The organism is Brevundimonas sp. TWP1-3 (genome assembly GCF_049896085.1).
GTDB lineage: Bacteria > Pseudomonadota > Alphaproteobacteria > Caulobacterales > Caulobacteraceae > Brevundimonas.
The window spans coordinates 789,315-814,537 of the sequence record NZ_JAFCTP010000002.1 but is presented as its reverse complement, the minus strand read 5'-3'; the positions used below and the strand labels follow the sequence as shown (position 1 = coordinate 814,537).

Here is a 25,223-nt window from a genome sequence, read left to right as displayed (position 1 = left end):
GTCTGCGATGTCAGACGTCGTGCTTGTCTCGACGTCTGACGCCCATCAGCAGCTTCTGTTCCAATCGGCCGCGCAGGGCGGCGTAATAGGCGCTGAGGAAGTCGCGATCCGCGTCCTGCGGGCTGCGCGTCCAGCCGATCTTCTTGGCGATGCGGTCGGCGACGTCGCGCTGGGTCTTGCGGTCGCCCTGGCGCAGGACCGTTTCCAGAACGTGCAGTTCCTTGGCGCCATAGGCGTCCACCTGGGCCGGCGTGAAGTCATAGGCCGCCATCCGCCCCGCCCCGTCGTCGGCCATATCGCGGATCAGCTTGCGACGCGGCGTGCGCACCACCCAGGTCCCCCCGATCAGGTCGCCGACCCGCAGCCGATCCTTGTTGAACAGAGGGAAGAAGACGAAGATCGCCGCCCAGACGAAGGCCAGCAGATACATCCAGCCCTCGACGCCGCCCTCCTGACTGCGGGCGACCAGGATGGACATGGGCAGGAAGACCTCCAGCTCGCGCATGGCGTTGCGGGCGAAGACGGCCTCGGCCTTCAGCCGTCCGCCGTCCCGCGAGGCGACCCGCAGGCCCATCACCCGCTTGCCTGGCGTCGCCGCCGCCGCCGACAGCTCGAAGGCGGTGAAATAGAAGTTCCGCAGCAGGAAGAAGACGATCAGCCAGATCACCGCGATCATCTCGGCGCCGGTCTCACCGCCGACCATGGACGCCCCAGCGCTGAACGCGAAGATCGAAGCGATGGTGAAGGCGATCAGCACGCCGATGATGATGGCGGCGTCCAGCAGGAAGGCGCCGGCCCTCTGGCCCGCATCGCCGATGTTCAGCCGCAGGTCCACGCCCTCGGGCGTGACGAAGGCGCGTTCGGTGTGCGGCGCGACGGGATCAGCGGACATGGGCGACCCCTGGTCTTGGCGCGTAGAAATAGAGACCCCAGATCACGGCGGTCGCCGCCGCCACGGCGTAGCGCAGGCCGGTATCGACGATCAGCTGACGACCGAAACCCTCCAGCAGGCCGGCGAACATCAGCATCACCACCACCCCGCCCATGGCGATGGCTGCAGTGCGTCCCGCCTCGACCGCGGCGTCCATCCGTCGTCTCTGGCCGGGGAAGGCGACGGCCCAGCCGATCCGCAATCCCGCCGCCCCCGCCAGGATGACGGCGAACAGTTCGGTCACGCCATGGATCAGCAGCCAGCCGCCCAGCTCGAACCCCAGCCCCCGGCTGGCGAACAGGGCGAAGAAGGCCCCCAGGGTCGCGCCGTTGTAGAGGATCAGCAGGCCCGTCGGCAGGCACAGGGCGAACCCCAGGGCGAATGCCAGCAAGGCGACCTGGGCGTTGTGGGTGAACAGATAGGCCGCGAAGGCCGACAGGCCCTGGGCGTCCTCCGCCCCGTCCAGCGTGGCGCGCAGGGTCTCGGTCGAGGCGGCGGGATCACGTCCGCCGCTGAGCTCGGCGGGAACGAAGGCGTAGAACCACTCCGGCTCGTGCATCACCAACCAGGCGCCGACCAGGGCGCCCAGCAGCATCAGGGCGGCCGAGATCAAGGTCTCGCGCCACAGGCCGCGCACCGCAGCGGGCCAGTCGGTGCGAAAAAAGGCCACCAACCGGTCCTGGATCGTCGCCCGCGAGCCATAGACGAAGAAATAGGCCCGCGCCGACAGGGTCTCCAGATAGTCGATCAGACCCTGATCCAGCGAGGTCTCGCGCGCCACCGACAGGGCCGACAGGGTCGAACGATACAGCACCGGCACGGCCAGGATCTCGGCGTCGGTCAGTTTGGACGCGGAGCCTTTCTCGGCCTTGTCCATCAGCCGTTCCAGACGACGCCAGTCCTCTTCGCGGGCCTGGCGGAAACGCTGGCTCTTGAGCAGGCCGGAGGGGCGCACGTCGGTCACAGCAGATCCCTCCGCTTCAGGTCCAGATAGGCGTTCACCACCTCGGTCCCCACACGCTCGGCGGGGGCGTCGACGATGTGCGCCCCCATGCGCCGCAACCGCCCGATCACCGTCTCGCGCTCACGCAGCAGGGTTCCAGCGACCACGGCGCGGGACACGTCATCGGGCGTCTGGGGATCGGCGGCGGTCAAGCCCTCCAGCTCGTCGTCGCGCAGGACGACGAACAGGACCAAGTGACGCCGCAGAAGCCGTCCCAGCGACTCGATCATCAGCTCGGCGGCCGTGGAATCAGTGAAGTCGGTGAAGACCACGATCAGCGAGCGGCGCTGAAGCTGGCCTGACAGGGTCGCCAGAGCCAGGGTGTAGTTGGTCTCGTGCGTCGAATAGTCGATGCGGCCGACCACGGCCTGAAGGGTGTGAAAGGCGTCCAGCCCGCCCACCGCGCCGGTGGTCACGCGCGGCTGGGAATCGAAGGCGAAGATTCCCGTCCGGTCGCCCGAACGCAGGCAGGCGTAGGACAGCAGCAGCGCCGCATGGATGAAACGGTCGATGCGCGGCATGCCGCCGACCGGCTCGCAGGCCGCCCGGCCGCAATCCAGCGCCATGATGACGTTGTGGTTTCGCTCGGTGCGGAACTCCTTGGCCAGCAGGGCGGCGTGGCGGGCCGACTGTTTCCAGTCGATGGAGCGGCGGTCCATCCCCGCCTGAAAGTCGCGCAGGGCCTGAAACTCGGACCCCTCGCCGATCTCCAGCTGGGTCTTGGCGCCGAACAGGGCGTCGCGGGCGAACAGGCGCACCGCCTGATCGCGGACCCATTTCAGGTCGGTCAGGACAGGGGCGGCGATGTCCAGCGCGAAGGTCTTCTGCTTCCACACCACTCCCATCGGTCCGCGCCAGCGCACCCACAGGGCGTCCAGGCCGGCGGCGCCCCGGCGATTGGGGGTGAAGGGAAAGGCCAGGGCCGCGCCGCGATCCGAAACCGTCGCCTGACGCGTCGCATCGTCCAGCCCCAGCCGGGCTTCGCCCGAAAGCGCGGCCTCGACAATCCTGGGAACGGGGCCTTTCGTGCCGAACCGCACCCTCAACCCGGCCATGTCCGACCGACCGACGGCGGCGCGCATGGGCCTGGGTTCGTCCAGCTCAAGCCCGCGTCTCGATCCGCCGGACAGGGCGTCTACGGCGACGAGCAACAGCAGGACGGCGATCCAGACCGGACCTGCGATCCAGCCCAGAGGCGTCAGGACGCCGGCCAGCAGGGCCACGGGAATGCCCGCCGCCATCGCCGTCACCGCGCGTCGGGTGGGATAGATCACCGGGGCGCCGCCACCTGATCCACCAGACCGGCCAGCACCTGTTCGACGCGGCGTCCTTCGATCTCGGCCGCCGGCGACAGAACCAGGCGGTGACGCAGGGCCGGAATGGCCAGGGCCTTTACGTCGTCGGGAATGACATAGTCGCGACCGTCCAGCGCCGCGCGTGCGCGCGCCGCGACGGCCAGCATGGCCCCGGCGCGCGGGGAGGCGCCGGTCTCGACATCGGCCGAGATCCGGGTGGCGCGCACCAGGCCCGTGATGTAGCCGATCACCTCGTCCGTCAGTCGCACGTCCGCGACGGTGTTCACGGCCGCATCGATGACGGCGGCGTCGGCGACGACCTCGACCCCCAGGGCGATGGGGTCCATCAGGCCGGTGCGTGAACCGTGAGCGGCGACGATGGCGCGCTCCTGGTCCAGGCTAGGATAGTCGAGCACCTGTTTGAACAGGAAGCGATCCAGCTGGGCCTCGGGCAGCGGATAGGTGCCTTGCTGCTCAATGGGGTTCTGGGTGGCGACGACGGTGAAGCGCGAACTGAGCGCATGGGCCTCGCCGTCGATGGTGATCTGGCGTTCCTGCATGGCCTCCAGTAGGGCCGCCTGGGTCTTGGGCGGGGTGCGGTTGATCTCGTCCGCCAGCAGCAGTTCGCAGAAAATCGGCCCGCGCGTCAGGGTGAAGCTGGACGTCTGGAAGTTGAACAGGTTGGAGCCGATGATGTCGCCGGGCATCAGGTCGGGCGTGAACTGGATGCGGCCGTAGTCGAGGCCCACCGTGCGTGCGAACGTCTGGGCCAGCAGGGTCTTGGCCGTTCCGGGCGGCCCCTCCAGCAGGACGTGGCCGCCGGCGAACAGCGCCGTCAGCAGCATGTCGACGGCGTCCTCCTGGCCGACCACGGCCTTGGCGATCTCGGCGCGGATGCGCTCGGCGATCGTCTTCACCTCATTGACGTGCACGGGTCAGCTCCTGGTTCCAGCGATGAAGGGCGCCGGCGACCCGCATGAGGTCAGCCGGCGACTTGGCGGCCCGTGCCTGTTCGGCCAGGGCGGTATAGGATTCGGTCGCGCCGCCGGTGCGGCCGACGCGGTCGAGGAAGGCGTCCAGCGTGGCCTCGTCCAGATTGCGCGGCGCGCCGATAGCGCGGGCCACGGCGGCGCGCACCAGCAGGGCGTAGGGCGCCGCCATGCGATGTTCGCGCCGCGCCAACCGGACCAGGCCTGCGGTATTGTCCGCCAGCCCGCGCTTGCCCAGGGCGATGACCCTGCCCTTTTCGCGCGCGGGACCGAACCGGACCGCGGCCTGGAAACCGGCGAAGGCGGCCAAGGCGACCAGCACCAGGGTCATTCCGACCAGCGGCGGCTCCAGCATCAGCCGCAGCAGATTGCGGGTCCGCTGGAAGCCATGCAGCGTCAGGTCGAACACCACGGGCGAGTCGTCGGCGCGCACGATGTCGATCAAGGCGACAGCGGTGGTCGCGCCGTTCAGGCTCTTGAGCGCAGCGGTGCTGACGAGGTCGGGATCGGCGAGAACATAGGTCCGGAGCTCTCGGTGCATCGCCAGCACCGCACGGCCCTGATCGTCCAAGACCATGGGAATCCAGTCGGGACCGCCCAGCGTGCGCAGATTTTCGACCTGGACCGGTTTGCCGAAGGGCAAACCGTTTGGACCGCGCAGAGTCACGGTGGCGCGACCCTTGCGCTCCATCAGTTTCAGGTTCTTGCGCAGGTCGTCCGGCAGGGACGCCAGCACCAGCGGCGACGGCTGGACGCCAATAGTGCGCACCCAGCCGGGGCGGTCCGCGTCGGGCATGGACGTCCATTTCGGCAGGACGACCAGCGTGGCGCCGTAATGTTCGATATCGTCGATCTGCTCGGGCTCGGTCTGGACCGAAGGCGTTAGGATCAGCAGGCTCTCGTCCGACGCCTCGGTCAGCACGCCCCGGTTCAGCACCACCGGCATGCCCACACCGCGCAACAGCAAAGGCAGGCCGCCGAAGCCGGTGGACGACCGCGACAGCGCATGGCCGCCGCCGTCGTTTCCGGATCGCAGTTCCGGCGCATAGGCGGACAGGACCCCCAGCCCTGCCAACGCCACCACCCCGACCAGCAAAACGACGATCATGGTGACAGGCGAGAAGCCGCCGTCGCCGGCCTTGCTCGATCGGCTCATGCGCGCCAGCCCTCGGGCAGGGCGAAGGCCTCATAGGCCTGACGACAATCGGCGAAGTCCTGGGCGCCGACCGGGGCGCCGCCGAACAGGCTACGCTCCACCATCCGGCCGATCAGGTCGAAGGCGGGACGGGCGGCGTCGGGCAGGGCCTTCAGCCGGGCGATCTCGCGCGTCGTCAGCGAGACGCGCACCGCGCGCGGCTGGCGCTGTTCGATGTCTTGCACACTGCGCAGCAGCAGCAGGTGAGCGGCGTCGGCATAGAGGCCTCGCGCCGCCAGGGCGTCCGCGTCGGCCAGCAGGTCGCGAGCCACACGTGCATCGGGCCGCCACTGCGCCTCGGCGACGATCCTGGGCTTCACGGGCTTGGCCGGCGGCGCGCGCATCCGCAGAATCTCGCGGCCGATGGCGTAGAGGATCAAACCGGCGACCAGGGCCAGGCCGATCCAGAACACCCACTGCAGCACCGGCGCGATGAACTGAAGGACATCGCCGATCCAGTGCAGCCAGCCGGGCGTCTTGATGTCCGGGCGATCAAAGCCGATGCGGTCGAATTGGAGAAAATCGTCCTTCAGAAGGCGGGCGTGCGCCCTGGCCAGGGCCTCATCTGTGACCGAAGCCCTATCCTGCATCTTGCGAACGCACCTCTACTTGACAGCCAAGCCATACCGTTCGGGGAAACGGAGTCAACCGCAGGCGCCCGGCCAGGGCCTATCGGGCCGACCAATCTATTCGGTCGGATCAGTTTCAGCTTCATGCAGAGGAACCTGACGCAACAGTTGTCCCAAACCCTAGCGCTGAGCTTCAGCGTTTCGACACACGGGCGAAGGGCGTGAGCTTGCGAGGTGTGATCTCTGTCTCGCACAGTGCGTGATTGGGCGGATTGAATGCGGAACCATCGGGGGTCCGTTTGGTTGGACTTGAGACGGGGACAGGCATTTGACATCAATGGTAAATCCGGTCGCCGTGGCTGAAACGCCGCGAGGCGTCCTTCTCGTCGAAGACGAGTTTCTGATCCGAATGCTGTTGGCCGGCCATCTGCGCGAGTCGGGATACATGGTCGTCGAGGCGTGTAACGGCGAGGAAGCGGTGGCGCTTCTCACGGCCGGCGCGCAGATTGACATCGTCTTCACGGATGTTCGCATGCCTGGTCCGATCGATGGGATCGGACTGCTCGCCTACATCAAGCGGGTGCAGCCGTACCTGCCGGTGGTGATGACCTCGGGTCATCTGGATCCCGCAAAGGCCTATGTCGGCGGCGCGGCCGCCTTCTTGCCCAAACCCTGCACGTCGGATGAGGTCGTCCTCGCCATACAGGCTGTTCTGCAGGCAGCCGAATGAGCCTGCGTACTGACCCGGTAACGCCCGCCCAGGCCGTCCTCATCGTCGATGGCGACGTCATCTCTCGGCATGCCCTCTCCGACTATCTGAGGCGTTGCGGCTATGTCGTCGTCGAGGCGGCCAGCACGGACGAAGCCATGACGGCGCTTGAGGAAGCCGCTCTCGGCATTGACGTGATCGTCTGCGACATCGCCGCGCTCGGCGTCCGCTCAGGGTTCGAACTCGCTCGGTGGGTGCGCGAAAATCGGCCGGGCCTGGAGGTCCGACTCTCGGGCACTCTTGAAGGTGCGGTCAAGACCGCCGCTGACCTGTGCGAAACCGGGCCGCACCTGAAGCGCCCGTATGAGCCGACGGCGGTGATGGATTATATCAAGCAGCTTCGCGCCGCGCGGCTTCGGGCTCTCGAATAGCGGCCGCAACAGCCACGGTCAGCGTCTTTCTCTCATCATGACCCACCACATGCAGGGTCGGTCAGTCACGAACGGGCGCTGGCGCTCAATGGCGACGTTACACAGTTCCAGTCGGAAGCGACGGATTGCAGGATGCACCTGCGCCAGCCGGCGAATCTGGAATCGCGATCGAATGGCTCCGGACGCGCCGCTCTCCCAACGATATTGTTCGACTGATCACGCCATCAATGCGGCGCCCGGTTCGGGCGGAGAAGGGTCTCGCGAGACGGCGTGGCGGCCACACGATCCTTTAACCGCGATGATATACAACCCAGGCGAGTAGCTGTGAGGTTGCCATGCGGACGTTTGGCCCCATCCTTCAGAAAAAACGGCGCGGGCGCGAAGGCGCGGCGGCGGTGGAGTTCGCCCTGGTGGGGCCGATCCTGGTGCTGCTGCTGATCGCCATCGTGGTCTATGGCGGCTGGTTCCTGATGGCGCAGTCGGTTCAGGCCCTGGCGTCGGAGGGGGCGCGGGCGGCGGTCGGCGGACTGGACGCTGTGGAGCGCGATGCGCTGGCGCGACGCGAGGTGACGGCGGCGGTCAGGGGCGTGGCGCTGGATCCCGATAGAACCACGATCGAGGTTGCGGAGGAGGCCGGACGGCTGCGGGTCGTGGTCGTCTATGACACCGGAGACAGTCTGGTCATGGCGCTGGGGGGAATGCTGCCCCGTCCGCCGGTCGTCATCCGGCGCTCGGCGGTGATCCATGTGGGTGAATACTCGTGAGCGCCCGGCGCATGAGGAGCTGGATCGGCCGCTTCGGCGCGGATCGGCGTGGGGCGGTCGCCGTGATCGCAGCCGTCGCCGGCGGCCTGCTGTGCATCGTGACGGCCGTGACCATCGATCTGGGCATGCTCGCGTTGCATACGCGTCGGGTTCAGGGGGCGGCGGATCTGGCGGCCCTGTCGGCCGCGCACAATCTAGAGCAGGGCGAAGCCGTTGTCGGTCGCGCGGGCCAGGCGACGGTCCAGGCCAATGTGGCCCCCGACGTTTCGGTCACGGTGGCGACCACGCTCGGCGTCTATGCGCCGGACCCGGCCAGGGCGCGCGACGAGCGGTTCACGGCAGGGGGCCAGACGCCCAACGCCGCGCGGGTTCAGGTGACCAGCCGCGCGCCCCTGTTCTTCACTCAGCTGCTGTTGGGCAAGGACGAAGTGCGGGTGACGCGGCGCGCTACGGCCTCGACCGCGACCGGCGCCCCGCCCAAGGCCATGTTCTCCATCGGCTCGCGTCTGGCGGGGCTGGACGACGGGGTGGCGAACCAGGTGCTGAGCGGCCTGACGGGCTCGAAGGTCTCGCTCAGCCTCATGGACTATCGCCGGCTGGCGGACCTGGACGTCAATCTGCTGGGCTTCACCGACGCCCTGGCGACGGATCTGGACATCGCCATCGGCGACTACGACCGGCTGCTGGCGACTGATGTCGATGCGGGGCGGGCGCTGAAGGTGCTGGAACGGCTGGCGGGCGGTGATGACGGCGGCGCCCTGGGCCGGCTGGCCTCGGCTTCGGTCGGGACGAAGGTGAAGCTGGGCGATCTGATCGGCGTTGAGGCCCAGTCGCCGCAAGGAATCCGAGAGGGTCTGGATGCGTCCGTCTCGGCTATGGACCTGGCCATGGCGATGCTGGAGGTCGGGGGCGGTGACCGCCAGATCGCGCTGAACCTGGGCGTGCCCGCCGGCCTGGCCGACCTGAGGACCAGCCTGGCCATCGGCGAACGGCCCAATCGCTCGCCCTGGCTGACGGTGACGGCAGACGGCCAGCCGATCATCCGCACGGCCCAGGCGCGGCTCTATGTCCGTGCACGGACGGCCCAGACCCTGTCGGGTCTGGCGCGGGTCGAGCTGCCGATCCTGGTGGAGCTGGCGGCGTCCGAGGCGCGGTTGAAATCCCTGTCCTGCGATCCCGCGCGGTCGGTCGAGGTCCAGGTGCGGCCAGGTCTGGCGCGCGCCTCGATCGGCTCCGTGGACGAGACGAAGCTGGACGACTTCAAGACGCCCCTGTCGCCGCAACGCGCCACCCTGCTGTCGGTCCTGGGTCTGGTCAGCATCACCGGCAAGGCCGACGTGGAGGCGGCCGATGCGGGGTTCAAACCGTTGAGGTTCGACGACGCCGACATCGAGGCGCAACGGATCAAGACCGTGGCCTCGCGCAGCTTCGCCAGCGGTCTGGTCTCCAGCCTGTTGGGTCGGCTGGACGTGGATGTGAACGTGGTCGGTCTGGGTCTGGGTCTCGGCGACCTGACCAAGGCTCTGGGCCGGTTACTGGAGCCGTTGGGGCCTATGCTGGACGGCGTGCTGAACCCGGTGCTGGACGTACTGGGGCTCAGGCTGGGCGAGGCCGATGTGGCGGTGCACGGCCTGTCATGCCCGAGCGAAGGCCGATCGACGCCGCGCCTGGTCGGCTGAACTCAGCCGTGAGACCTCAGCCGTTCGCGGGGCGCAGGCCGTCGGCCGAGGCCTGCTGCATCGCCGGGCGCTTCTGACCGCCCGAGGCGATGATGCGGTCGATGCGGGCCTTCTCGGCGCGGAAGGCGGCAAGGTCGGCGCCGGCCAATTCGGTGCCTTCCTGAGTGCGCACGCCGGCCGGATTGATCCGCCGACCGCCGCGCCACAGCTCGTAGTGCAGGTGCGGACCGGTCGAGGCGCCGGTCGAACCGACATAGGCGACGATCTGGCCCTGGCTGACCCGCTGGCCGGCGCGAATGCCCGAGCCATAGCGCGACAGGTGGCCGTAGCCGCTTTCGAGACCGTTGTTGTGACGGATGCGCAACCAGTTGCCATAGCCGCCCCAGCGGCGGGCCTCGACCACCACGCCGTCGGCGGGGGCCACGACCGGCGTGCCGGTTCCGGCGGCGAAGTCGATGCCCTGGTGCATCTTCTTGTAGCCCGAGATCGGGTGGGTGCGGAAACCGAAGCTGGACGACACCCGGCGGAAGCTCTGCAGCGGGGTGCGCATCATGGCCGAACGCAGGTTCTTGCCGTTGGCGTCGAAGAACTGGGCCTCTTTCGCGCCGGCCGGCTTGAAGCGATAGAAGGTGACGCCGCGCAGTTCGGCATACATCAGGTCGCCCACATCGACGGTGCGGCCGGCCTCGGTCACTTCACGGTCGAAGACCATGGTGAACTCGTCAGACGACCGGATGTCGCGCTGCATGTCGAACTTGGTGGCGAACAGGCGGCTGGCGGAACGCACGATTGAGGCGGTGGCGCCCAGTTCGCGGGCGCTGGCGGACAGGGACCGCTCGACGTCGCCCTTGAGCACCACGGTCTCGTGGGTAACTTTTTCTTCCAGGGACCGCAGGCGCAGGGCGCCGTCGAAGCTGCGCGACACGGTCAGCTGCGATGCCGGGCCGGTGCGCATGGTCAGGCCGATCAGGCGGGCGTCGCCCCGGCCGTCGCGCGGCTTGGCGATGGCGGTCTCGAACTTCAGGCCGGCGCGCAGGTCGGCCAGGTCGAAGGCGTTGGCGACGGTGGCGGCGACGGCGCTGGCTTCTTCCGGCGCGACGCCGGTGCGGGCGACGGCCTGCTCGAAGGTTTCGCCGCGGCGAATCTGGACGTTGACGGCCTCAGGCGCGGTCATGCCGGCGGGGGCGTTGGCGGAGGCGAAGGCCTGGGCTTCCATGGCGGCCATCTGGGCCGATGTCAGCGCGGGAACCTCTTCGGCTTGAGCGGGTTGATAGGCTCTACCGGCGAACATCGCCACCGAGATTGCGGCTACCGCAGTGAGCATGTGCGGCGCGAGCCGCGTCGGCTGGCGGCGTGGGTCGAACTGAGCCATCGGTCCCCGTCGTATTGCGACGCCTGCGGCGCCAAAGCGTTACTCGTTCTCGAAGTTCGCGCCGATCGCCCATGGCGCGAAGGCGGTCCTATAGCTTGCCTGTCTCACTTTGGGAAGACAGACCGTTACAAACGGTTAACGTCCGAATCGGGAGCAGTAATTCGCTGTGGACGGACGCGCCGCCCGCGCCCCTTTATCGCCCAGCTTCACCGTCAAGGAACGCGCGGTCGAACGCCGGCGGTAACGCTTTGATCTTGTGCTCGGGATCAGGATGACGAAGGTGATCGGCGACCCGTTTCAATCACGCGATCGATCCGCTTGACCGACACCCCTACGAAGCCTTCTCCGTCGTCCAGAACCCCACCGCGCCGCAGTGTCCTGCGCGTTGTTGCGGTCGTCGTGCTGATCGCGGTGCTGCTGGTCGGGATCGCGGCGGCGCTGCTCTATATCAATCGCCGGGCGGTGGCGCGCGACGTGCTGGTCGGCTGGCTGGACCAGCGCGGCATCCAGGCCGATGTCGAGGTCGAGCGGGTCGAGATCGACGGCTTCGTCGGCCGCATCCGCATCGGCGATCCCAAGAATCCTGATGTCGTGGTCGAACGGGCCGAGGTCGATTACGCGGTGGCCCTGCCGTGGTCCAAGTCGGGTCTCGGCGTCACGCCCAGCCGTATCCGCCTGGTGCGGCCGGTGGTGCGGGCCAGCTTGAAGGGTGGCAAGCTGTCCTTGGGTTCGCTGGACCCGCTGGTCAAGGAATTCACCGGCGGCCCGCCGCGCCCGGATTCGCGCAGTCCTCTGGTCATCGTCGAGGGCGGTCGCGGGCGGCTGGACACCGAATATGGCCCGGTCGAGATTCTGGCCGATGCGCGGATCGACGACGGCAAGCTGATGCGGCTGGCGGCGCGTCTGCCCACGGCGGCGCTGAAGAGCGGCGAGGTCGAGGCGCGGGGCCTGTCCGCGACGCTGGACCTGACCACCACGGGCGACCGGGTGGCGGTGCGGCTGCTGGCGGCGGCCGACGCCTTTACGACCCCCGCAGCGAGAGGGCAGGAGGCCAATCTGACCCTGACCGGCGACCTGCCCTATCCTGATCTGAAGACCCGACGCGGCGACGGCCGGGTGGTGCTGGACGGCCGCCTGACCGGCGAAAGCCTGGGGACCGAAACCCTCGCCGCGCGCAACGCCGACGTGACGGCCCAGTTTGACGGCGTCGTCTCTGGCTGGATCGAGACCTTCCGTCTGGAGGGCGCCGCGACGACCGCATTGAAGGTGGCGGCGGTCCAGGGCGCGGACCTGCGCATCGCCGATGTCGCGGCGAAGGCGACCCAGGCCAAGCTGACCGTCTCGCGCGACGACGCCCTGCGCTGGAGCGTGCAGGCGCCCCTGTCCCTGACGGCCGGCTCGGGTCGCATGGGCCAGACGAATATCAGCCGCCTGTCGCTGACCTCGCGCGCCCTAAGCTTCGGCGGCAAGAACGCGGCCTTTGAGGCGACCGGGCCGGTGAGCGCGACCTTCGACCGGTTCGGCTTCGGCGACCTGGCGCTGAAACGCGGACGCGCCGACCTGAACCTGGATGTCGTCAGCGACGGCGTGATCCAGATCGGCGCCGATGGATCGCTGCGCGCCGCCGACGGCGCATGGCCCCTGTTCGGCCCGGTCGGCTCCGACGACATCGCCGAGCTGGCCGAAATGAAGCGGGCGCTGGGAAGCTTCGCCCTGAACGCCCCTGCCATCCGGTTCGCGACCGGCACGGCGGGCACGACGGTTGTCCTGCCTCGCCCCGTGACCCTGACCCCGGCCAACGGCGGCGTCCTGACGGTGGCCCAGGCAGGCGAAGGCGCCTATCAGGCCGAGGCCGGCCGTCTGGGCGGCGGCGCGCTGAGCGTCACCGCAACGCGCGGCAAGGGCCTGCCGGAGATGACCGTCGCCGTGCCGAACTGGCGGCTGACCGAGACCGGTTTCGAGGCTGCGCTGGACGGCCGCGCTCGTCTGGATTTCGACCTGGCGCGCGGCATCGACGCCCGCACGCGCGGCGTCCTGGCCATGGCCGACGGCCGACTGACCTATGCGACCCCGGACTGCGTGGACCTGACGGTCGAGCGGTTGGAGCTGGACGAGAACGACGTGCATCAGGTCGCCGGCAAACTGTGCCCCGCCGGCGGTCCGTTGCTGACATCGAAGGACGGCGTCTGGCGCGTCGTCGGCGCCTTCGATCAGGTCTCGGCCCAGGCGCCCTTCCTGGGCATGCGGTTCGCCGACGCCTCAGGGCGGGTCACGGTCGATGGGACCAAGGCAGGCGTCGGCCTGACGGCGAACGTCACGGCCGCCCGCGCCATCGACGCCCTGACGCCTGCGCGGTTCGAACCCCTGGCCGCGACCGGCTCCGCAACCCTGGCCAATGAACGCTGGAGCGGCGCCTTCGACCTGAAGGGCACGGGCGAGGCGGCGGCGCATACGCTGGGCCGCCTGACCCTGGCGCACGATGGTCGCACGGGTTCGGGCGGCATCGTCATTGCGGCCCTCAACGTGACCTTCGCCGAGAACGGTCTCCAGCCGGCGATGCTCAGCCCCCTGGCCGCCGCCTTCCTCCAGTCGCCGGTGACGGGGGCCGTCAGCTTCGACGGCCGCTTCGACTGGACTAAGGACGCCGAGCCGACCTCCAGCGGGCGTCTGGTCACGCCGGGCCTGGATTTCGTCAGCCCGGCCGGCGCGGTCAAGGGCCTGCGCGGCGACGTGGTCTTCAGCAGCCTGACGCCCCTGATCACGGCTCCGAACCAGAAGCTGACGGCCGACAGTCTGGCGATCGGCACGGCGGTCACGGCCCTGGACGTGACATTCTCGGTCAACGAAGCCGGCGTCCTGATCGACGGCGCTCAGGTCGCCGCCGGCGGCGGAACCGTCTCGGTCGAGCCCTTCACCGTTCCGCTGGACGCCACCCAGCCCTACAGCGGCGTCATCGTGCTGGACCGGGTGCAACTGGGCGATATCGTCGCCGACACCGGCTTCGACGACAAGGTCAAGCTGGACGCCGTGGTCTCGGGCCGTCTGCCCTTCATCATGGACCCCAAGACCGGTCTTCGGATCACCGCCGGAACGCTTGGCGCGGTCCAGCCGGGCCGGCTGTCTATCAAGCGCGAGGTCCTGACCGATGTGAACGCGGGCGGCGGCGGCGAGGAGCTGCCCAGCGGCATGGTCGAGGACCTGGCCTATCAGGCGATGGAGGACCTGTCCTTCGACGTGCTCAGCGCCGATGTGAACAGTCTGGACGGCGGCCGGGTCTCGGTGCTGTTCCACATTCGTGGCCGCCATGATCCGCCCCAGCGCCAGGAGTTGCGCCTGACGATCGCCGAGCTGATCAGCCGCGAGTTCCTGAACCGCAAACTGCCGTTGCCCTCGAACACCCAGATCGACCTGACGCTGGACACGACCCTGAACGCCAACCAGCTGATCTCGGACCTGCTGGCGGTCAATCGCGCCCGGCAAGGCCAGCAGGAGCTGGAGCCGACGCCGGCGCCTGCCCCTGCCGATTGAACTTCACCATTCAGCGCGCGTTCACTTGGCGACGTGCTATTAGAGCCACCATTCTCGGCCGAACCGGAGCCCACGTCATGATTCACAAGCGCCAACTGGCCGGCCTCGGCTTCGGAGCGGTCGTCGTCGCCCTCGCGGCCTGCGCCCCTACCATCCGCCTTGAGGTCGCGCCGATCCAGATTTACGCCAAACTGGACGCCGACGTGCGCGTCCGCCTGGACCAGGAACTGCAAACCCTGCTCCAGCAGAACCCCAATCTCTTCTGATCTCCCGCTTCTCTTCTGAAAGGGACAGGCTGACATGACCTTCCGCAAACTCTTCGTCATCGGCGCCGCCGTCGCCGCCATGGGCGTCGCCGGGGCCGCCATCGCCCAGACCGGCGCACAAAAGGCCCAGATCGACCAGGCCAAGGCCGCCGGCGTCGTCGGCGAGCAGGCCGACGGCTACCTGGGCTTCCGCACCCCGACCTCGGACGCCGGCCTGCGCGCCGCCGTCGACGCCACCAACGCTGGCCGCCGCGCCGCCTACGCCCGCAGTGCGACCGACGCCGGCACCTCGGCCGATGTCGCCGGCGCCCGGATGTTCGAATCCCAGCTCCTGCCCCGCATCTCCTCGGGCCAGTGGTACCGCAACGCCCAGGGCCAGTGGGTCCAGCGCTAGGCTAAAGGACCGTCGGCCCTCGGGCTCGTCCCGAGGGGCGGCGGGGCTTGGTGCGCGCCGTTTCGTTGTTAAAAAATCAGCCCGCTCGGGTTGATGCATTGGTCGGCGTAAGGGGTGTAGCGGCGCACTGGCTCACTCGACAGTGAATCGATTTTGCCACATCTGCCGCTGCCCCTAGACTTACGGGTATTTTATCCACCAGATGAGTTTGTTCCGTGTTATGGGTGGAACATAGGGCGAACGAGCTGAGCAAACGTATGCCAAATTTCTACGAATTCTTCGCCGGCGGCGGCATGGCGAGGGCCGGTCTTGGCGACGCGTGGAACTGCCTGTTTGCTAATGATTTCGATCCGAAGAAGGTGGAATCCTATTCGGATAACTGGGGCCGCCACGAGGTGGTGCAAGACGACGTCAACAACGTCGATCCTACCCAACTTCCAGGACAAGCCGACTTGATTTGGGCATCCTTCCCTTGTCAGGATTTGTCCTTGGCTGGCGGCGGCGCAGGCCTGAAGGGCGCTCGTTCAGGAACCTTCTGGCCTTTTTGGAGCAAGGTGCAGAGTCTCACTGCTCAAGGTCGCAAGCCCAGTTTTGTCGTGCTCGAAAATGTGACCGGCATGCTCTCTTCCCACAAAGGGAAAGATTTCCAAGCGATCTGCCAAGCCTTGCATGACGGCGGATATCATTTTGGCGCTGTCGTTGTGGACGCAGCTCATTTTGTGCCGCAGTCTCGCAAGCGTGTCTTTATCGTTGGCGTAGCTTTCGAGTGCGCCCTAGGCTCAGAATTTGTGCAGGATGTCCCGCATGATGTCTGGCATCCCAAACCATTGCGTACAGCTTACTCCCATCTGCACGACGATTTGCGACGCGCATGGATTTGGTGGCGGCTGCCCGAAGTGTCTGCTCGTACAAAACAATTCATTGATTTCTTCGAGGAGTCGCCAGCGGACGTAGATTGGCATTCCAAAGCAGAAACGGCGAAGCTTCTGGGGATGATGTCTGATCGGAACCGACGCAAGTTGGAGGATGCTCAGCGTAAGGGCGAGCGTGTTGTAGGTACGCTTTACCGACGCACGCGTCCTTCACCTGCGGGAGGCGTTCAACGCGCCGAAATCCGTCTCGATGGCACCGCTGGCTGCTTGCGCACGCCGAGCGGCGGTTCGAGTCGTCAAATCGTTGTTTGTTCCGATGCTCAAGGCGTCCGTTCGCGTCTGATTTCTGCTCGCGAAGCGGCGCGGCTGATGGGCCTCCCGGACAGCTACAAGCTACCGAAAAACTACAACGATGCTTATCACCTTTTGGGAGACGGCTTGGCCGTTCCCGCCGTCGCGTTCGTGGCTAACAATCTGCTTCTGCCGATGACCAAAGTAGATTTGGCGCGCGCTGCTTGAGAGCAAATGAGCCAAGATTATCGAGATCGTGCTCTTAGAGGGCTAACTAACGAAACTGGTGTTTACGCATTGGTCGATTTGGACGCGGTGCCGATTTACATTGGTCAGTCGATCGATGGAATCCGATCTCGTGTACGCCGCCACCTGACTTCTGCGCGTTCCGATATTATCGCCAATCGTCAGATTGACGTCTGGGAAGTTGCTGAGGTCTGGGCTTGGCCGGCACAAGGACCGGAAGCAATAAACGCTCTGGAAGCAGCGTTGTTTGCCAAATTTGATGGGCAAAGCCCCCTCATGAACGGATCAATCCCGGTGTCGACCGTTGAAGTCCAGCCAACTCGACCGGTTCAAACTCTTGCGGTTATGGATGCTGCCGAACGTGATCGGCGAAAGGAGCCAGCGGTGCGGCTGCCTCGGCAGATTGAGCACTATCAACGGTTGGTGGATTACATCCTTGTCGTGAAAGACGCGCCGCATTTGAGACGGTCGGTAGATGCGCATTACGCGCGCTTGAGCCGTTATCATCGAGGTTTCTTGCACCAAGATATCGTCCCTATCGGATCAGAGGATAAAGCGGACACCCCTTGACCCAGGCCATCGTGGACCTCACCTCCGCCCCGACAGAGGAGACCGTCATGCGCCCCATTCTGCTCACCGCCGTCGCGGCTCTTTCGCTGACGGCCTGCTACGACCGCAACGACGCCAAGCCCCAGTCCGCGCCCGAGCCGCAGGCCGCAGCGACCCTGGGCGGCGTGGATCTGGGCAAGCCGGTGCGGGCGCTCGGCACCGAACCTTTCTGGGGCGTGGAGATCACCCCCGACGCGCTGATCTACACCCGCGTCGATCAGCCGGCACAGCGCGCGCCCAATCGCGGCGCGACGGTTCAGGGCACGGTCGCCACCTTCGCCAGCTCCACCGACCTGAACCAGGCCCTGAACGTCGTCCTGATCGCCACCGAATGCTCGGACGGCATGAGCGACCGCACCTATCCGCTGACGGCCAAGGTCGAGATCGGCGACGACACACTGACCGGCTGCGCGGCCCCGGCGTCGATGCTGACGGCGCAGCCGGCGCCCTGATCGCTCACCACCATTCGGCGTCGCGCAGCATCCGGGCGTAGCGGCGGCTGACCGGCGCCGACAGGCCGCCGTCCAGCGTCAGGGTCGCCCGCCCGTCGCCGCGCTCGACCGCGCGCACCGCCTCGCGCGCCACCCACCAGCTGCGGTGTGTCCGGGCGCCCTCCAGCCCCTCCAGCTCCTCCACCGCGTCCGACAGCCGCATCAGGATCAGGTCCGATCCCCGGTCGGTATGGATGCGCAGATAATGGTCCTCGGCCTGCACCGCCCGGATCGCAGCGCCCCTCAGCTTCATCGGCAGGCGTTCGAGAAACCGCACGGGCCGGGCCGCTGTCTCGGTCGGCGCCGCATGGGTCTGGACCGGCCGGGCGCGCCCCAGGAAGACGTTCAGCGTCGTCACCGCCGCCGTGATCACCACCACCGGCACGACCAGCTGGGGCAGGACGCCCAGCGGATAAAGCCTCTGGGCGAAGAACAGCCCCGTCGCCGCCCAGACGATGACGCACAGCGGCCCGGTGATCACGACCACCATTACGGCGATGGTCATCCACGGCCGCTCGTCAACGTCCAGATACCGGCTGACCACCACGCCGCACAGATGACCCCACAGCCCGCCCAGCACCATGACCATGACCCAATAGGCCATTCGGGGCCCCAAGCTCGCTCCGGCCGTCCCGAACGCCCCGGTGACCGCCAGGAAGACGCCGCCCAGAACGGCGACGATCAGGCCGCGCAGGAAGGTGCGGCGGCGGTCGGCGGCAAGGGGCGTCATGGCGGCTTTCGGCATCGGAAGATCGCCTCTTGAGACCATGATTTTCCGCCCGGTGAAAGGAGGCGGGCGAAAGACAGGTGGGCGTTGACGCAGCCGAGGTGGCCGTTGGCGAAAGCTTGGATGCCGCCGTCGGGGCGCTGTGTCAGGAGCGGGGAAACGGAGAAACTCAATGCCTCGCCTGTCTCGCCTCTTGCCGTCCGTCCTGGCCCTGTTGCTGCTGATCGTCCCCGTCGTCGCCTATCTGGCGGTCGACGACGGGCGGCTGGCGCGGATGGGGTTTTCTCTGCACGCCCCCGACTGGAGCCTGCTGCTGACCTCGCCGCCGGCGATCCAGATCCACGTCGCCGCCGCCCTGACGGCCCTGGCGATCGGCATCGTCCTGCTGATCGGGGTGAAGGGAAACCGGCTGCACCGGACGCTGGGCTGGACCTGGGTGCTGGCCATGGCGACGACGGCGATCAGCTCCTTCTTCATCCACCGGCTCAATCCGGACGGCCCCGGAGGCTTTTCCCTGATCCACCTGCTCAGCGGCTGGACAGTGATCGCCCTGCCGATGGCGGTCCATGCCGCGCGTCGCCACCGCATCGCCGACCACCGGCGCGCCATGACGGGCATGTTCGTGGGCGGGTTGATCGTCGCCGGGGCCTTCACCTTCCTGCCGGGCCGGCTGATGTGGGCGATCTTCTTCGGTTAAGGCTGGCCCGGCGACATCCCGACCACGGCGCGGAAGCCGGCGGCGGCGAACCGGACCATATAGTCGCCCGCCGTCTCCAGATCGCCCGACCGCGCCTGTCCGTTCGACAGTCGGTCCAGCCGTCCCGTCTCGCCCAGCGTCAGGGTCAGGGCGCCCGACAGATTGTGATAGCCCCAGTACAGATCGACCTCGCTGGCGTCCGGCAGGACCACGGCGATCAGTTCGATCAGCCGGTGGATCGCCGGGTCGAAATAGCGGGCCATGGTCTCGCCCCCGAAGGTGGGGTTGGCGTTGGTCTGGGCCACCAGGGCGGCATAGTGTTTCCAGCCCGGCCCGCCCTTCAGCGACCATTCGAACGGCGGCCGCAGGAAGGCTTCAAGCAGCCCTTCCAGCGTCATGGCCTCGCCCGCCGTCTCGGCATAGCGATCGATGGCCGCGACCCGTTCGTCGTTCCACACCGCCGCACGACGCAGGAATACGGCGTCGAACAGGTCGCGCTTGGCCCCGAAATAATAGTGGACCAGGGCGGTATCCACGCCCGCCTCGCGCGCCACCTCACGGATGGTCACGCCATAGAAGCCGTGTTTGGAAAACAGGTCCTCGGCGGCGTCCAGGATCAGCTCGCGGGTCTCGCCCGCCGCCTTGGCCTGGGCCTTGGGCGGGCGGCCGCGTCGGGCCGGAGCCGCGCCCGCCGCCTTGCGACGCGCGGCGGCGACGGGGCGGGGTGTCGGGAGGGCGGCGTCCGGCTTGCTCATGCGGCAAGGCTTAGGCGCGACCCAACCCCGGTGCAACGGGGCCGGTGCAACGGCGCCACGCTGGACGCCTCATGTGAAGCTGCGTCAGCACAGCGTTTGACAGCCGGGCGAAACCGGGTAGGTTCACGAAAATCATTGAACGCTGAATAAAAGCGTCAACGGGCTGGAAACGACAACAAGGGGTCTAGGATCATGAACCGTCATGTGAAGTGCGCGCTGCTGGCCGGCGCGGCGTGGGGCGTGCTTGCGGGGGCTTCGGTCGCCCAGGACGCGGAGGCCGCCGCTCAGGCCGCCAACAACCAGGATGCCGCCACCGTCGACGACATCGTCGTCACCGCGCGTCGTCGTGTGGAAAGCCTGCAGGACGTGCCCGTCGCCGTCACCGCCGTCAGCGGCGAACAGCTTGAGGCGCGCGGCGCCCTGGACATCACCGAACTGGCGCGCTCGACGCCCAGCCTGACGCTGAACGCCGCGCGGGGCTCCAACTCGACCCTGATCTCCTTCATCCGCGGCGTGGGCCAACAGGACCCGCTGTGGGGCTTCGATCCCGGCGTGGGTCTGTATATCGACGACGTCTATGTGGCCCGTCCGCAGGCCGCCGTTCTGGACATCTTCGATGTGGAGCGGGTCGAGGTTCTGCGCGGACCGCAAGGCACCCTTTACGGCCGCAACACCATCGGCGGCGCGATCAAATACGTCACGAGCCGCATCGACGCGGACGAGCCCGAAGGTCGCATCCGCGCCTCCTACGGCAGCTATAACCAGCGCGACGTGATCGCCAGCGCCCAGCTGCCCTTCAGCGATGAATTCAAGGTCTCGGCAGCCTTGGCCCGCTATCTGCGCGACGGCTACGGCAAGAACCTGAACACCGGAAACGAACACTATAACAAGGACGTCACCGCCTTCCGCGCCAGTGCCGAATGGACCCCGACCGACAGCCTGTTCTTCCGTCTGGCTGGCGATCTGGTGAACGACGATTCCAACGCTCGGCACGGCCACCGCGAGTTCGCCCCGTCGCCGGCCGATCCGTACGACACCAACGCCGGCGCCGGCGACAAGAACCGCGTCCAGACGCGCGGCGTGTCGCTGACCGGCGAGTGGGAGATGAGCGACCTGCTGACCTTCAAGTCGATCACCGCCTATCGCGACGGTTTCACGCGCGGCAACATCGACTTCGACAACCTGCCCGGACCGATCCTCGACATCCCCGCCGCCTATGACGACGATCAGTTCAGCCAGGAGTTCCAGGTTCTGGTCAGCGCGGGCCGTCTGAACGGTGTCGCCGGCGTCTTCTACATGGACGCCAACGCCTCGGGCGCCTTCGACACCGTCGTGGGCCTGGCCAATCTGACCACCCTAACCTCGGGTTCGGTGGCCACCAAGAGCTACGCCGCCTTCGCCGACTTCAGCTACGACGTGACCGACGCCCTGTCGGTCTCGGTCGGCGGCCGCTTCACCAAGGACGAGAAGGAAGGCACGGTCTTCCGCCAGCAGTATCTGGGCATCCGCAGCCCCTATTTCGGTAACAACGCCGCCGTGCCGCTGGGCGCGCCGCGCACCAACTACACCCGCACCCGCGAGTTCGAGAAGTTCACCCCGCGCGTCTCGGTCAACTACAAGTTCGGCCCGGATCTGACGGCCTATGCCTCGTGGGGCGAGGGCTTCAAGTCCGGCGGCTTCGACATGCGCGGCGATGCGGTCCTGTATCCCGCCACCGTCAACGGCTATGCGCCCGAGACCGTCGAGACCTATGAGATCGGGCTGAAGGGCTCGCTGCTGGATCGTCGCCTGACCTTCGCCACGGCGATCTTCGATTCAAGCTACGAAGACCAGCAGATCACGACCCAATATCCGGCCGGCACGACCATCGCTTCGGTGGTGGACAATGTCGGGTCGTCGTCGATCCGCGGCTGGGAGTTCGAGGGCCGTCTGCGCGCGACCAGCGCCCTGACGATCAACGCCTCGCTCAGCTATATCGACGCCCAGTTCGACCAGTTCCTGGCCTATATCCCGACCGGCCCGCTGAACACGACCTGCCCCACGGCGGTCGGCTGCTTCGTCGACGTGTCGTCGCAGCGCGACTTCCAGAACACCCCGGAATGGACCGGCTCGATCGGCGCCACCTACAACTGGTTCATGGAGAACGGCTCGTCGATCGCCTTCATTCCGTCGGTGGCCTATCGCGGCGCCTACCAGCAGTTCGAGACGGCGGCGCCTCTGCTCGATCAGGACGCCTACTGGATGTATGACGCTAGCATCGTCTGGACCTCGTCCGACGACCGCCTGACCTTCGGCATCCACGGCAAGAACCTGGGCGACGAACGCTACAAGGTCGGCGGCTACACCTTCCCCGGCGCCCTGACCGGCGATTCGATCATCGGCTTCTACGGCCCGCCGCGCACGGTCACGGCCACCCTGGGTCTGAAGTTCTGATCCCTATCCACAACGCCTGACGACGAGGGGCGGCGGTCTCCGGGCCGCCGCCCCTTTTGTTTGCAGTGAGCACAGTTGCGGCTAGGCTCGCCTCAACGAATAAAAAAGACGCCGAGGGAAACGCCGATGACAACGGATACGCTGACGGTCGAGGACAAGGTGCGGCCCGAGCGGCCCGGCTACCGCTACTATGTGCTGGCGGTCCTGATCCTGATCTACATGCTGAACTTCCTGGATCGCCAGATCATCGGCATCCTGGCCGCGCCGCTGAAGGAAGAGTTCGGCATGTCCGACAGCCAGTTCGGCCTGTTGGGCGGCATCGCCTTCGCTTCGGTCTATTCGACCCTGGCCATTCCCCTGGCCTGGCTGGCGGACCGCTACAGCCGGGTCTGGATCATGACCGGCGCCCTGACGGTCTGGTCGGGCTTCACCGCCTTGTGCGGCATGGCGGGCTCCTTCGGACAGCTGTTCCTGTGTCGGATGGGCGTGGGCATCGGCGAGGCGGGGGGCGTGGCCCCGGCCTATTCCCTGATCGCCGATTATTTCCCGCCGCATCAGCGGGCGCGCGCCATGGCCGCCTTCGCCTTCGGCATTCCGCTGGGCATGGCGGCGGGCACTCTGGTCGGGGGGCTGCTTGCGGCGACCTACGGCTGGCGGACCGCCTTCATCGTCGTCGGCTTGCTCGGGGTGCTGGTCGCGCCCCTGCTGCGGCTGACGGTCAAGGATCCCAGGCGCGGCGGGACCGATGCGATCAAGACCGAGGCCCAGGTCGCGGCATTGGCCGCCGCCCCCGTAGGCACGGACCGGGCCGGCAAGATCGCAGCCCAGATCATGCTGGGCCTAGGCGCCGGCCTGCTGATCCTGGCGGCGGCGAACTGGCTGTTGGGCGTGTCCCTGGGCAGCCCGCTGGTGCTGGCCTTCGGCGGCCTGCTTGCGGGGGTGATCGGCATCTCGCTGATGATCGCGCGTCGCACGGCCTCGGTGGTGATCCGCAAGCCCAGCTTCTGGCTGCTGGGCCTGGGCGCGGCCTCGTCGTCGGTGTGCGGTTACGGCGTAGCGGGCTGGCTGCCCCTGTTCTTCATGCGCAGCTTCGACCTGACCCTGCGCCAGACAAGCATCTACTATTCCGGCATCGCCCTGATCGGCGGCATTCTGGGCATCTGGCTGGGCGGGATGATCGCCGACAAGCTGTCGAAGAAGGGCAAGGGCGCCTATCCGCTGACGCCCGCCATCGCCTTTTTAATCTCGGCGCCGTGTTTCATCCTGGCGATGAACTCGCCCTGGCTGATCGGCCTGGTCCTGCCCGGCGGCGGCAGCCATGTGCAGCAACTGACCCTGGCCTTCCTGATCTTCCTGTTGCCGACCGGGCTGAACCTGGCCTGGCTGGGTCCGATCACGGCGGCGGTCCAGCATCTGGTCCCCGCGGCCATGCGCTCCACGGCCTCGGCCCTGTTCCTGCTGCTGAACAATCTGCTCGGGATCGCGGTCGGCTTCTACTATTTCGGCTGGATGAGCGACCTGCTGGCGCCGCGCTTCGGCGAGGAGAGCCTGCGGTGGGCCATCTACACCGGCATGGGCTTCTATGTGCTGGCGGCGATCCTGCTGATCGGGGCCTCGCGCACGCTGAAGCGGGACTGGGTCGACTAAAGGGGGGCTTTGGACGCTCGCACCTGCGAAGGGCGTGCGCCTAAAGTAGGCCGAAGGCCGGTAGCGCAATGCAAAAGACAGTCCTATAAGCCCCGCAACTCTCCAAGCAGCGGTTGCGGTGGTCCCCCATGAACATTCACGAATATCAGGCCAAGCAGGTCCTCAAAGGTTTCGGCGCCCCGGTCGCCGAAGGCGTCGCGGTGACGTCGGTCGATCAGGTCGAGGCGGCCGCCAAATCCCTGCCCGGCCCGCTCTATGTCGTGAAGTCGCAGATCCACGCCGGCGGACGCGGCAAGGGCAAGTTCAAGGAACTGCCGGCCGAGGCCAAGGGCGGCGTTCGCCTGGCCTTCTCGGTAGAAGAGGCCGTCTCCCACGCCAAGGAAATGCTGGGCAACACCCTGGTCACCGCCCAGACGGGCGACGCCGGCAAGCAGGTCAACCGCCTCTACATCGAGGACGGCGCCGACATCGATCGTGAGCTTTATCTCTCGCTGCTGGTCGATCGCGCCTATGGCCGCATCGCCTTCGTCGTCTCGACCGAGGGCGGCATGGACATCGAAACCGTCGCCCACGACACGCCCGAGAAGATCCAGAACATCGTCATCGACCCGAACACGGGCGTGACCGACGCCGATGTCGCCGCCATCAGCGCCGCCTACGGCCTGACCGGCGCGGCCGCCGAAGACGCCAAGTCCCTGTTCCCAGCGCTGTACAAGGCCTTCGTCGAGAAGGACATGGACATGCTGGAGGTGAACCCCCTCATCGTCATGAAGGACGGCCATCTGCGCGTTCTGGACGCCAAGGTCAGCTTCGACGGCAACGCCCTGTTCCGTCACGACGACATCAAGGCCCTGCGCGACGAGACCGAGGAAGACGCCAAGGAAATCGAAGCCTCCAAGTGGGACCTGGCCTATGTCTCGCTGGACGGCAACATCGGCTGCATGGTCAACGGCGCGGGCCTGGCCATGGCGACGATGGACATCATCAAGCTGTACGGCAAGGAGCCGGCCAACTTCTGCGACGTCGGCGGCGGCGCCGGTAAGGAGAAGGTCGCTGCGGCCTTCAAGATCATCACCGCCGACCCGAACGTCCAGGGCATCCTGGTCAACATCTTCGGCGGCATCATGAAGTGCGACGTCATCGCCGAGGGCGTCGTCGCTGCGGTGAAGGAAGTCGGTCTTAAGGTGCCGCTGGTCGTGCGCCTGGAAGGCACCAACGCCGAACTGGGCAAGAAAATCCTGAACGAGTCCGGCCTGGCCATCACGGCCGCCGACGACCTCGACGACGCCGCCCAGAAGATCGTCGCGGCGGTCGGCTGAGGCGTTCGCCT

At 67.2% G+C, this 25,223-nt stretch carries 23 protein-coding genes; 14 read left to right on the top strand and 9 right to left on the bottom strand.

Annotated elements, in window-relative coordinates:
* Positions 1-10: 10 nt before the first annotated feature.
* From ACP693_RS15870 to ACP693_RS15845, 6 genes are read right to left on the bottom strand one after another with little or no spacing between them, the layout of a single operon-like run.
* Positions 11-892, bottom strand: coding sequence for an RDD family protein (locus ACP693_RS15870; RefSeq protein WP_426020646.1), 882 nt, complete (start codon positions 890-892; stop codon positions 11-13).
* Complete coding sequence (locus ACP693_RS15865; RefSeq protein WP_426020645.1) at positions 882-1,895, bottom strand: stage II sporulation protein M; 1,014 nt, start codon at positions 1,893-1,895, stop codon at positions 882-884. Before ACP693_RS15865 ends, ACP693_RS15870 begins: the two co-directional genes overlap by 11 nt.
* Positions 1,892-3,208 carry a DUF58 domain-containing protein gene (locus ACP693_RS15860; protein WP_426020644.1) on the bottom strand — a complete coding sequence of 439 codons (1,317 nt, stop codon included), beginning with the start codon at positions 3,206-3,208 and terminating at the stop codon, positions 1,892-1,894. Before ACP693_RS15860 ends, ACP693_RS15865 begins: the two co-directional genes overlap by 4 nt.
* A complete protein-coding gene (locus ACP693_RS15855) occupies positions 3,205-4,161 on the bottom strand; it encodes an AAA family ATPase (protein ID WP_426020643.1) in 957 nt (318 codons plus the stop codon). Before ACP693_RS15855 ends, ACP693_RS15860 begins: the two co-directional genes overlap by 4 nt.
* Positions 4,148-5,374, bottom strand: coding sequence for a DUF4350 domain-containing protein (locus ACP693_RS15850; RefSeq protein ID WP_426020642.1), 1,227 nt, complete (start codon positions 5,372-5,374; stop codon positions 4,148-4,150). The genes ACP693_RS15855 and ACP693_RS15850 overlap by 14 nt, the downstream gene beginning before the upstream one ends.
* A complete protein-coding gene (locus ACP693_RS15845; RefSeq protein WP_426020641.1) occupies positions 5,371-6,003 on the bottom strand; it encodes a DUF4129 domain-containing protein in 633 nt (210 codons plus the stop codon). Before ACP693_RS15845 ends, ACP693_RS15850 begins: the two co-directional genes overlap by 4 nt.
* A 316-nt stretch (positions 6,004-6,319) precedes the next feature.
* On the opposite strand from ACP693_RS15845, the gene ACP693_RS15840 reads away from it, so the two are divergent.
* The 4 genes from ACP693_RS15840 to ACP693_RS15825 all read left to right on the top strand — a co-directional run bounded on the left by ACP693_RS15840 (position 6,320) and on the right by ACP693_RS15825 (position 9,565).
* Complete coding sequence (locus tag ACP693_RS15840) at positions 6,320-6,712, top strand: response regulator (RefSeq protein ID WP_426020640.1); 393 nt, start codon at positions 6,320-6,322, stop codon at positions 6,710-6,712.
* Positions 6,709-7,122 (top strand): response regulator, encoded by a 414-nt coding sequence (locus ACP693_RS15835; protein ID WP_426020639.1) that lies wholly within the window; start codon positions 6,709-6,711, stop codon positions 7,120-7,122. The genes ACP693_RS15840 and ACP693_RS15835 overlap by 4 nt, the downstream gene beginning before the upstream one ends.
* Positions 7,123-7,457: 335 nt before the next feature.
* Positions 7,458-7,886, top strand: coding sequence for a TadE/TadG family type IV pilus assembly protein (locus tag ACP693_RS15830; RefSeq protein ID WP_426020638.1), 429 nt, complete (start codon positions 7,458-7,460; stop codon positions 7,884-7,886).
* Between the two features lie 11 nt (positions 7,887-7,897).
* Entirely contained in the window at positions 7,898-9,565 is a 1,668-nt protein-coding gene (locus tag ACP693_RS15825) for a TadG family pilus assembly protein (protein ID WP_426020637.1), read from the top strand.
* 16 nt (positions 9,566-9,581) lie between these two features.
* On the opposite strand, the gene ACP693_RS15820 is transcribed toward ACP693_RS15825, so the two are convergent.
* The gene (locus ACP693_RS15820; RefSeq protein ID WP_426020635.1) at positions 9,582-10,937 is read right to left on the bottom strand and encodes a peptidoglycan DD-metalloendopeptidase family protein; all 1,356 of its coding nucleotides are present in this window, start codon (positions 10,935-10,937) and stop codon (positions 9,582-9,584) included.
* A 318-nt stretch (positions 10,938-11,255) separates the two neighbouring features.
* Between ACP693_RS15820 and ACP693_RS15815 the strand changes: the two genes are divergently transcribed.
* The 6 genes from ACP693_RS15815 to ACP693_RS15790 all read left to right on the top strand — a co-directional run bounded on the left by ACP693_RS15815 (position 11,256) and on the right by ACP693_RS15790 (position 17,595).
* Positions 11,256-14,465, top strand: coding sequence for an intermembrane phospholipid transport protein YdbH family protein (locus ACP693_RS15815; protein WP_426020634.1), 3,210 nt, complete (start codon positions 11,256-11,258; stop codon positions 14,463-14,465).
* 77 nt (positions 14,466-14,542) lie between these two features.
* Positions 14,543-14,731, top strand: a complete 189-nt coding sequence (locus ACP693_RS15810; protein ID WP_159847615.1) for a YnbE family lipoprotein — start codon at positions 14,543-14,545, stop codon at positions 14,729-14,731.
* A gap of 34 nt (positions 14,732-14,765) precedes the next feature.
* Positions 14,766-15,125, top strand: a complete 360-nt coding sequence (locus ACP693_RS15805; protein ID WP_135194427.1) for a YdbL family protein — start codon at positions 14,766-14,768, stop codon at positions 15,123-15,125.
* A gap of 257 nt (positions 15,126-15,382) precedes the next feature.
* Positions 15,383-16,516 carry a DNA cytosine methyltransferase gene (locus ACP693_RS15800; protein WP_426020633.1) on the top strand — a complete coding sequence of 378 codons (1,134 nt, stop codon included), beginning with the start codon at positions 15,383-15,385 and terminating at the stop codon, positions 16,514-16,516.
* A gap of 6 nt (positions 16,517-16,522) precedes the next feature.
* Positions 16,523-17,104 (top strand): GIY-YIG nuclease family protein, encoded by a 582-nt coding sequence (locus ACP693_RS15795; RefSeq protein WP_426020632.1) that lies wholly within the window; start codon positions 16,523-16,525, stop codon positions 17,102-17,104.
* Complete coding sequence (locus tag ACP693_RS15790) at positions 17,101-17,595, top strand: COG3650 family protein (RefSeq protein ID WP_426020631.1); 495 nt, start codon at positions 17,101-17,103, stop codon at positions 17,593-17,595. The genes ACP693_RS15795 and ACP693_RS15790 overlap by 4 nt, the downstream gene beginning before the upstream one ends.
* Before the next feature lie 4 nt (positions 17,596-17,599).
* Here ACP693_RS15790 and ACP693_RS15785 read toward each other — a convergent pair whose 3' ends face one another.
* Positions 17,600-18,364: a LytTR family DNA-binding domain-containing protein gene (locus tag ACP693_RS15785; RefSeq protein ID WP_426020630.1), complete on the bottom strand. Its 765-nt coding sequence runs from the start codon at positions 18,362-18,364 to the stop codon at positions 17,600-17,602.
* Positions 18,365-18,533: 169 nt separating this feature from the next.
* Between ACP693_RS15785 and ACP693_RS15780 the strand changes: the two genes are divergently transcribed.
* Positions 18,534-19,058 carry a DUF2306 domain-containing protein gene (locus ACP693_RS15780; RefSeq protein WP_426020628.1) on the top strand — a complete coding sequence of 175 codons (525 nt, stop codon included), beginning with the start codon at positions 18,534-18,536 and terminating at the stop codon, positions 19,056-19,058.
* On the opposite strand, the gene ACP693_RS15775 is transcribed toward ACP693_RS15780, so the two are convergent.
* Positions 19,055-19,813: a TetR/AcrR family transcriptional regulator gene (locus ACP693_RS15775; protein WP_426020627.1), complete on the bottom strand. Its 759-nt coding sequence runs from the start codon at positions 19,811-19,813 to the stop codon at positions 19,055-19,057. The two genes, ACP693_RS15780 and ACP693_RS15775, sit on opposite strands and share 4 nt — an antisense overlap.
* Positions 19,814-20,005: 192 nt before the next feature.
* Here ACP693_RS15775 and ACP693_RS15770 point away from each other — a divergent pair, with 192 nt between their 5' ends.
* The 3 genes from ACP693_RS15770 (at position 20,006) to sucC (ending at position 25,212) form a co-directional block, all read left to right on the top strand.
* Complete coding sequence (locus ACP693_RS15770) at positions 20,006-22,246, top strand: TonB-dependent receptor (RefSeq protein ID WP_426020625.1); 2,241 nt, start codon at positions 20,006-20,008, stop codon at positions 22,244-22,246.
* A 126-nt stretch (positions 22,247-22,372) separates the two neighbouring features.
* On the top strand, positions 22,373-23,893 hold the full coding sequence (locus tag ACP693_RS15765; protein WP_426020624.1) for a spinster family MFS transporter: 1,521 nt from the start codon (positions 22,373-22,375) through the stop codon (positions 23,891-23,893).
* Positions 23,894-24,021: 128 nt separating this feature from the next.
* Positions 24,022-25,212, top strand: a complete 1,191-nt coding sequence (sucC, locus tag ACP693_RS15760; protein ID WP_346494619.1) for an ADP-forming succinate--CoA ligase subunit beta — start codon at positions 24,022-24,024, stop codon at positions 25,210-25,212.
* Positions 25,213-25,223: the final 11 nt, after the last annotated feature.